Annotated in this window: 6 protein-coding genes; 4 read left to right on the top strand and 2 right to left on the bottom strand. The window is 67.0% G+C overall.

Going from position 1 to position 7,647, the window contains the following annotated elements; genetic code table 11:
* Positions 1-155 precede the first annotated feature (155 nt).
* The gene (locus tag FHW78_RS03775; protein ID WP_183637862.1) at positions 156-440 is read left to right on the top strand and encodes a hypothetical protein; all 285 of its coding nucleotides are present in this window, start codon (positions 156-158) and stop codon (positions 438-440) included.
* A gap of 401 nt (positions 441-841) precedes the next feature.
* Here FHW78_RS03775 and FHW78_RS03780 read toward each other — a convergent pair whose 3' ends face one another.
* A complete protein-coding gene (locus FHW78_RS03780; RefSeq protein WP_183637865.1) occupies positions 842-2,344 on the bottom strand; it encodes an aldehyde dehydrogenase in 1,503 nt (500 codons plus the stop codon).
* A gap of 59 nt (positions 2,345-2,403) precedes the next feature.
* On the bottom strand, positions 2,404-2,952 hold the full coding sequence (locus FHW78_RS03785; RefSeq protein WP_183637868.1) for a cupin domain-containing protein: 549 nt from the start codon (positions 2,950-2,952) through the stop codon (positions 2,404-2,406).
* Between the two features lie 443 nt (positions 2,953-3,395).
* Between FHW78_RS03785 and FHW78_RS03790 the strand changes: the two genes are divergently transcribed.
* From FHW78_RS03790 to FHW78_RS03800, 3 genes are all read left to right on the top strand, one after another.
* Positions 3,396-4,772 (top strand): aspartate aminotransferase family protein, encoded by a 1,377-nt coding sequence (locus FHW78_RS03790; RefSeq protein WP_183637871.1) that lies wholly within the window; start codon positions 3,396-3,398, stop codon positions 4,770-4,772.
* An 86-nt stretch (positions 4,773-4,858) separates the two neighbouring features.
* Positions 4,859-5,974 carry an alanine dehydrogenase gene (gene ald, locus FHW78_RS03795; RefSeq protein WP_183637874.1) on the top strand — a complete coding sequence of 372 codons (1,116 nt, stop codon included), beginning with the start codon at positions 4,859-4,861 and terminating at the stop codon, positions 5,972-5,974.
* Positions 5,975-5,996: 22 nt separating this feature from the next.
* Positions 5,997-7,490 (top strand): CoA-acylating methylmalonate-semialdehyde dehydrogenase, encoded by a 1,494-nt coding sequence (locus FHW78_RS03800; protein ID WP_183637877.1) that lies wholly within the window; start codon positions 5,997-5,999, stop codon positions 7,488-7,490.
* Positions 7,491-7,647: the final 157 nt, after the last annotated feature.

Here is a 7,647-nt window from a genome sequence, read left to right on the forward strand (position 1 = left end):
GGGGCGGGCGTCTGCGAGGCAGGCGACGGGGGAATGACCCGCCATTCGGCGGTTGTGAAGCGCTTGCTCTTGGCGCCATCCCACCGGGCCAGCAACATTCCTTCCCCGCATTCATGCGATCCTCGTCGCGTTCCCCTTCATGCAGGAGCCCGACCATGGATGAGGACCTGAACACCCTTTCGCGCGACGAACTGATCGCCGAAGTACGCCGCCTGCGCGCCGGCATCCGCGAGCACCGCGACAGCACCGGCCACGACCTGTGCTGGCACCATCCGGCGCTGTGGGGCCTGCTGCCTGAGAAAAGCGATCCGCAACCGGAGGTCCCCGACTGGCCGCAGTTCCTGCGCGGCTGCATCCGCTACCGGCAATCGCTGGATCGGCAACTGCCCGATGCCCCGCGCACGAATCGCCCGTTCACCCCCGACGATACGGATCGGTAGGAGCGACGTCAGTCGCGACCGTGGTCCCGATGAACGTCCTGTGGGAGCGACGTGAGTCGCGAAAACTCGCAGCGATCCGCAAAGTCTCTCGTATGCGGAGCAAAAGCATCGCGACTCACGTCGCTCCCACAAGGAAACATGTTTTTGGCCGTATCAATCCGCCAGATTGATCCAGGTCGCCTTGATCTCGGTGTGCTTGTCGAAGGCGTGCAGCGATTTGTCGCGGCCGTTGCCGGACTGCCCGTAGGAGCGACGTCAGTCGCGACCGTGGTCCGAGGAACTTCCTTGTGGGAGCGACGTGAGTCGCGAAAACTCGCAGCGATCCGCAAAGTCTCTCGTATGCGGAGCAAAAGCATCGCGACTCACGTCGCTCCCACAGGGAAACATGTTTTTTGGCTGTATCAATCCGCCAGATTGATCCAGGTCGCCTTGATCTCGGTGTACTTGTCGAAGGCGTGCAGCGATTTGTCGCGCCCGTTGCCGGACTGCTTGTAGCCGCCAAACGGTGCGGTCATGTCGCCACCGTCCCAATAGTTCACCCACACGCTGCCGGCGCGCAGCTTGCGGGCGACGCGGTGGGCGCGGGCGATGTCGCGGGTCCAGACGCCGGCGGCCAGGCCGTATTCGGTGTCGTTGGCCATGCGCAGCGCCTGCTCCTCGTTGTCGAAGGCGATCACCGACAGCACCGGGCCGAAGATTTCCTCGCGCGAGATGGTGTGCTCGTGGGCCACGCCGTCGAATACCGTCGGCTCGATGTAGCAGCCGCCGGACACCACCTCGGCGCGCCCGCCGCCCAGCACCAGCCTGGCGCCTTCGGCCACGCCCTTCTCGATATAGCCGAGCACGCGGTTGGTCTGGCTCTCGTCCACCATCGCGCCCATCGGCGCGCCGGGGTCCAGCGGATGACGCGGCTGCATCTTCCGTCCCGCCTCGACCACGCGGGCGACGAACTCGTCCTTGATCGCGCGCTCCACCAGCAGGCGCGAGGCGGCAGTGCAGACTTCGCCCTGGTTGTAGAAGATGCCGCCGGCCGCGGCCTCGGCCGCCTTGTCCAGATCCGGCGCGTCGGCGAACACGAGGTTCGGGCTCTTGCCGCCGCACTCCATGTAGGCGCGTTTCATGTTCGACAGGCCGGCGCACTGCAACAGGCGCTTGCCGACCGCGGTGGAGCCGGTGAACACCAGCCCGTCCACGTCCATGTGCAGCGCCAACGGTTCGCCCGCTTCCTTGCCGAAACCGGGCACCACATTGAATACGCCGGCGGGAATGCCCGCCTCCATTGCCAGTTCGGCCAGCCGGAGCACGCTCAGCGGCGATTTTTCCGAAGGCTTCAGCACGATCGAGTTGCCGGTCGCCAGCGCGGGCGCGAATTTCCACGCCGCCATCAGCATCGGGAAATTCCACGGCACGATCGCGCCGACCACGCCCAGCGGCTCGCGGGTCACCAGGCCGAGTTCGTCCGGGCCGGTCGCGGCGATTTCGCCGTACACCTTGTCCAGCGCCTCGCCGGTCCAGCTCACGCAGCGGATCGTCGCGGCCACGTCCACCTGGCGCGCATCGGTGACCGGCTTGCCCATGTCCAGCGACTCCAGCAGCGCCAGTTCGTCGCCGTGCGTTTCGATCAGCCGGGCGAATTTCAGCAGCACCTTCTTGCGGTGGGTCGGCTTCGCATTGGCCCACGCGCCTGCCTCGAAGCTGCGGCGCGCCGCCGCCACCGCGCGATCGATATCCTCGCTTCCGCCCTCGGCCACCTTCGCCAGCACCCGCCCGTCGATCGGACTGACGCAGTCGAAGGTCTTGCCGCTGGCCGCGTCCACGTAGCGGCCGTCGATGAAGGCCTGGCTGCGGATGGACAGACCGGCGGCCATCGCCAGCCAGTCTTCGCGGGTGCGGGGTGCATTCATCGTCGGCTCCTGGGGGAAGGGGGTGCGATACCGTCGCCGCGCGGGCGACGGCGATGGAATCAGAACGTGGCGGGCGTGTTCGCGCTGACGATCACCGCATCGCCCTCGCCCACGTTGCGGAAACGGTGCGGCACCCGGCTCTCGAAGTAGTACGCCTCGCCGGGACCGAGCACGCGGACCTGGTCGCCGACGGTCACCTCGACCTGCCCGGCGATGATCACCCCGCCCTCTTCGCCGTCGTGGCGCAGCATGGTCTCGCCGGTATCGGTGCCGGCCGGCATCACCTCGCGCAGGATGCACATCTGCCGCTGCGGGCGGTGCTGCCCGACCAGGAAGTAGTGCACGCCATTGCTGCCCACGTCCGGCAGATCCTCCACGCCGTAGAACGGGTTGTCCGGCAGGCCGGCTTCCAGGTCCAGGGTGAAGAAATCGGCCAGCGAGATCGGAATGCCGTCCAGCACCTTCTTCAGCGAGCTGACCGAGGGGCTGACCTTGTTCTGCTCGATCAGCGAGATGGTGCTGTTGGTGACGCCCACGCGCTTGGCCAGCTCGCGCTGGCTGAGGTGCTTGGATTTGCGGACCAGTTGCAGGCGGGCGCCGATGTCCATTTCCCGTGGGCGTACCGGTGGCGGATGTTGCGGATACTTTACACCCGGTGAGGAGGGCGTCAATTTGATTGGCCGCACGCGCTTTTGCCTTTGCTCCTGCCTTTCGGTCCCCCGTGAAGCCGGCAGGCCGGGCGGGCGAATACCCCGAAGGGGCGGCGCGCAGGACGCGCGCCGTTTCGGGCAGGCACAGGGATGTGCCTTCCCGAAATGCCCGCCTGGACTGCGAACCCGGCCCGCGCAGCGGGTCGGGCGGCGCCTGAGGGGGTGTGCTTTCTTTGGTTACTTTCTTTGCACAAGCAAAGAAAGTGACTCGCGCCCGCAGGCGCGAAAGCCGTTGCCTTTGCTTCAAGGGCTCCCGAACCGCCATCGGGGCTACCAACGGCAGTTGTAAAGTTTATTCAACGCGGTAAGCTGCGGCCCTACCCCCGCAGCCAGGAGCCGCCATGAGCGCCGACGCCCCCTCCTCCTCCCGCGCACTGGCGGATTTCTACGAGACCCAGGCCCTGCAGGCGCCGGAATCGCTCAATGCGTTCTGGATGCCGTTCACCGCCAACAAGCAGTTCAAGGCGGCGCCACGCCTGCTCGCCAGCGCCTCCGGCATGCATTACCGCTCGGTCGATGGCCGCGAGATTCTCGATGCCACTTCGGGTCTGTGGTGCTGCAACGCCGGCCACGCGCGGCCGCGCATCGTCGAGGCGGTGAAGAAGCAGATCGAGACGCTCGATTTCGCGCCCAATTTCTCGATGAGCTCGCCGCTGCCGTTCGTGCTGGCCGAGCGGCTGGCGGAGCTGACGCCGGGCGATCTCAACCATGTCTTCTACACCAACTCCGGATCCGAATCGGTCGACAGCGCGCTGAAGATCGCGCTGGCCTACCACCGTGCGCGTGGCGAGGGCCAGCGCACCCGCCTGATCGGGCGCGAGAAGGCCTATCACGGCGTTGGTTTCGGCGGCATCTCGGTCGGCGGCCTGCCGAACAACCGCAAGTGGTTCGGCAGCCTGCTGCCGGGCGTGGATCACCTGCGCCATACGCTGGACCTGGAGCGCAACGCGTTCTCGCGCGGACTGCCGCCGTTCGGCATCGAACTGGCCGAGGATCTGGAGCGGATGGTCGCCTTGCACGACGCCTCCACCATCGCCGCGGTGATCATCGAACCGATTTCCGGCTCGGCCGGGGTGATCATCCCGCCGGATGGCTACCTGCGCCGGATCCGCGAGATCTGCGACAAGTACGGCATCCTGCTGATCTTCGACGAGGTCATCACCGGCTTCGGCCGCCTGGGCCGCGCATTCGGCGCGCAGCGCTTCGACGTCACTCCCGACATCATCACCGCCGCCAAGGGCCTGACCAACGGCTGCGTACCGATGGGCGCGGTGTTCGTCTCGGAGAAGATCCACGACGTGTTCACCCACGGTCCGGACAACGCCATCGACCTGTTCCATGGCTATACCTATTCCGGCCATCCGCTGGCCTGCGCCGCCGCGCTGGCGACGCTGGACACCTATGCGGAAGAGAACCTGTTCGAGCGCTCGCTGGAACTGGGCGACTACTGGGAAGACGCCATCCACGGCCTGCGCGGACTGCCCAACATCGCCGACATCCGCAACTTCGGCCTGGTCGGCGCCATCGAGATGGTGCCGCGGGCCGGCGCGCCGGGCGCCCGCGCCTACGACGTGTTCAACCGCGCCTTCCACGAGGGCAACCTGCTGACCCGGGTCACCGGCGACGTCATCGCGCTGTCGCCGCCGCTCATCGCCGAGCGCGGCCACATCGATCGCATCTTCGCCACCCTGGCCGATATCATCCGCACCACTGCCTGATCCCCTGCTCCAGTTCCCAGTTCCCGCTTCCCGACCACGCCCCGGCGCTCCCCACGCGCATCCATCCTCACGCAACGGAGAGAAACATGCTGATCGGCGTTCCCAAGGAAATAAAGAACCATGAGTACCGCATCGGCCTGACCCCGGCCGGTGCGCGCGAACTGATCGCCCATGGCCATCAGGTGATGGTGCAGAAGGACGGCGGCAAGGCGATCGGCCTGACCGACGAACAGTATGCGAAAGCGGGAGCGGAAATCGTCTCCGGCGCCGAGGAAATCTTCCGCCGCGCCGACATGATCATCAAGGTCAAGGAGCCGCAGCCGGTGGAGTGCGCAATGCTGCGGTCCGGCCAGGTCCTCTACACCTACCTGCACCTGGCACCGGATCCGGAACAGACCAAGGCGCTGGTCGCGTCCGGCGTCACCGCGATCGCCTACGAGACCGTCACCGACCACCGCGGCGGCCTGCCGCTGCTGGCGCCAATGAGCGAAGTGGCCGGGCGCATGTCGATCCAGGCCGGCGCGCATGCGCTGGAAAAGGCGCAGGGCGGATCCGGCATCCTGCTCGGCGGGGTACCGGGCGTGAAACCGGCGGAAGTGCTGGTCATCGGCGGCGGCGTGGTCGGATTGAACGCCGCGCGCATGGCGATGGGGCTGGGCGCGCACGTGACCATCCTCGACCGCTCCATCGATCGCCTGAAGTACATCGACGAGTTGTACGGCGATCGCCTGACCACCATCTACTCCACCCACGACGCGATCGAGGAGCGCCTGCCGTACACCGACCTGGTGATCGGCGCGGTGCTGATTCCCGGCGCGGCCGCGCCCAAGCTGGTATCGCGCTCGCAGCTGAAGCTGATGCGTCCGGGTTCGGTGCTGGTGGACGTGGCCATCGACCAGGGCGGCTGCTTCGAGACCAGCCATCCCACCACCCACCAGGATCCGACCTACGAAGTGGATGGCGTCATCCACTACTGCGTCGCCAACATGCCCGGCGGCGTCGCCCGCACCTCCACCTTCGCCCTGACCAACGCCACCCTGCCCTTCGCCGTGCAGCTGGCGAACAAGGGCGCGCGGCGCGCGTTGCTGGACGATCCCCACCTGCTCAACGGCCTGAACGTGTACGCCGGCACGGTGACGTACAAGGCGGTGGCCGAGGATCTCGGCTATCCCTATGTGCCGGCGGCGCAGGCGCTGGGCTGATCCGCTTCCCAAGACATCCCCCATGACCGAACTCCTGCACCATTTCATCAACGGACAGCCGGCGGCTGGCACCAGCGGCCGCCACGGCGAGGTCTTCGATCCGGCCAGCGGACAGGTGTCGGCGCACGTGCCGCTGGCATCGGCGGCGGAAGTCGGCGCCGCGGTCCAGGCCGCACAGGCGGTGTTCCCGGCCTGGAGCGCGGTCACCCCGCTCAACCGCGCGCGGGTGATGTTCCGGTTCAAGGAACTGCTGGAACGCCACGCCGACGAACTGGCGCTGCGCATCACCTACGAACACGGGAAAGTGCTGTCGGACGCGCGCGGCGAAGTGACCCGCGGACTGGAAGTGGTGGAGTTCGCCTGCGGCGTTCCGCATCTGCTCAAGGGCGAGCATTCGATGAACGTCGGCCGCGACGTGGATTCCTGGAGCGAGTACGCGCCACTGGGCGTGGTCGCCGGCATCACCCCGTTCAATTTCCCGGCGATGGTGCCGCTGTGGATGTTCCCGGTGGCGCTGGCCTGCGGCAACACTTTCGTGCTCAAGCCATCCGAACGGGATCCGTCCGCCTCGCTGATGCTGGCCGAACTGCTGCGCCAGGCCGGCTTGCCGGATGGCGCGTTCAACGTGGTACACGGCGACAAGGAAGCCGTCGATGCGCTGCTGGACGATCCGCGCGTGCAGGCGGTGAGTTTCGTCGGTTCCACCCCCATCGCCGAATACATCTACGCGCGCGGCAGCGCCAACGGCAAGCGGGTACAGGCACTGGGCGGTGCCAAGAACCACATGGTGGTGATGCCCGACGCCGACTTCGATGGCGCCGCTGCCGCCCTGCTGGGTGCCGGCTACGGATCCGCCGGCGAACGCTGCATGGCGATCTCGGTGGCGGTGTGCGTAGGCGATCACACCGCCGATGCGTTGCTCGAACGGCTGGCGCCGAAGGTCGCCGCGCTGAAGATTGGCCCGGGCGCCCAGGACACCGAGATGGGGCCGCTGGTCACCGGCGCGCACCGCGACAAGGTGCGCGGCTATGTCGATCTGGGCGTGGCCGAGGGGGCCACGCTGCTGGTGGACGGACGCGGGGTGACGGTGGAAGGCGCCGGCAACGGTTTCTTCCTCGGCGGTTGCCTGTTCGACCACGTCACCCCCGACATGCGCATCTACCGCGAGGAGATCTTCGGTCCGGTGCTGTGCGTGATGCGGGTGCCGGATCTGGACACCGCGCTGCGGCTGGTCAACGAACACGAGTACGGCAATGGCGTGGCGGTGTTCACCCGTGACGGCGGCGCGGCGCGCGAATTCGCCCACCAGGTGCAGGCCGGCATGGTCGGCATCAACGTGCCGATCCCGGTGCCGATGGCCTTCCACAGCTTCGGCGGCTGGAAGCGCTCGCTGTTCGGCCCGCTGCACGTGCACGGCCCGGACGGCGTGCGCTTCTACACCCGCCTGAAGACCATCACCGCCCGCTGGCCCGAAGAACCCCGCCACGCCGAATTCGTCATGCCGACGATGAAGTGAGTGTCAGTGCTCCTTACCAGCTGATTGTGGGAGCGACGTAAGTCGCGAGCTTTTCGCGATTTTCCCGGCTCCGTCATCGCGACTCACGTCGCTCCCACAAGGGGTACTTTGGCTGGCGTCACGTCTTCATCGCATTGACCCTGGCCGTGACCATCGG

It is taken from the genome of Pseudoxanthomonas sp. OG2 (genome assembly GCF_014192765.1).
GTDB classification, from domain to species: Bacteria; Pseudomonadota; Gammaproteobacteria; order Xanthomonadales; family Xanthomonadaceae; genus Pseudoxanthomonas_A; species Pseudoxanthomonas_A beigongshangi.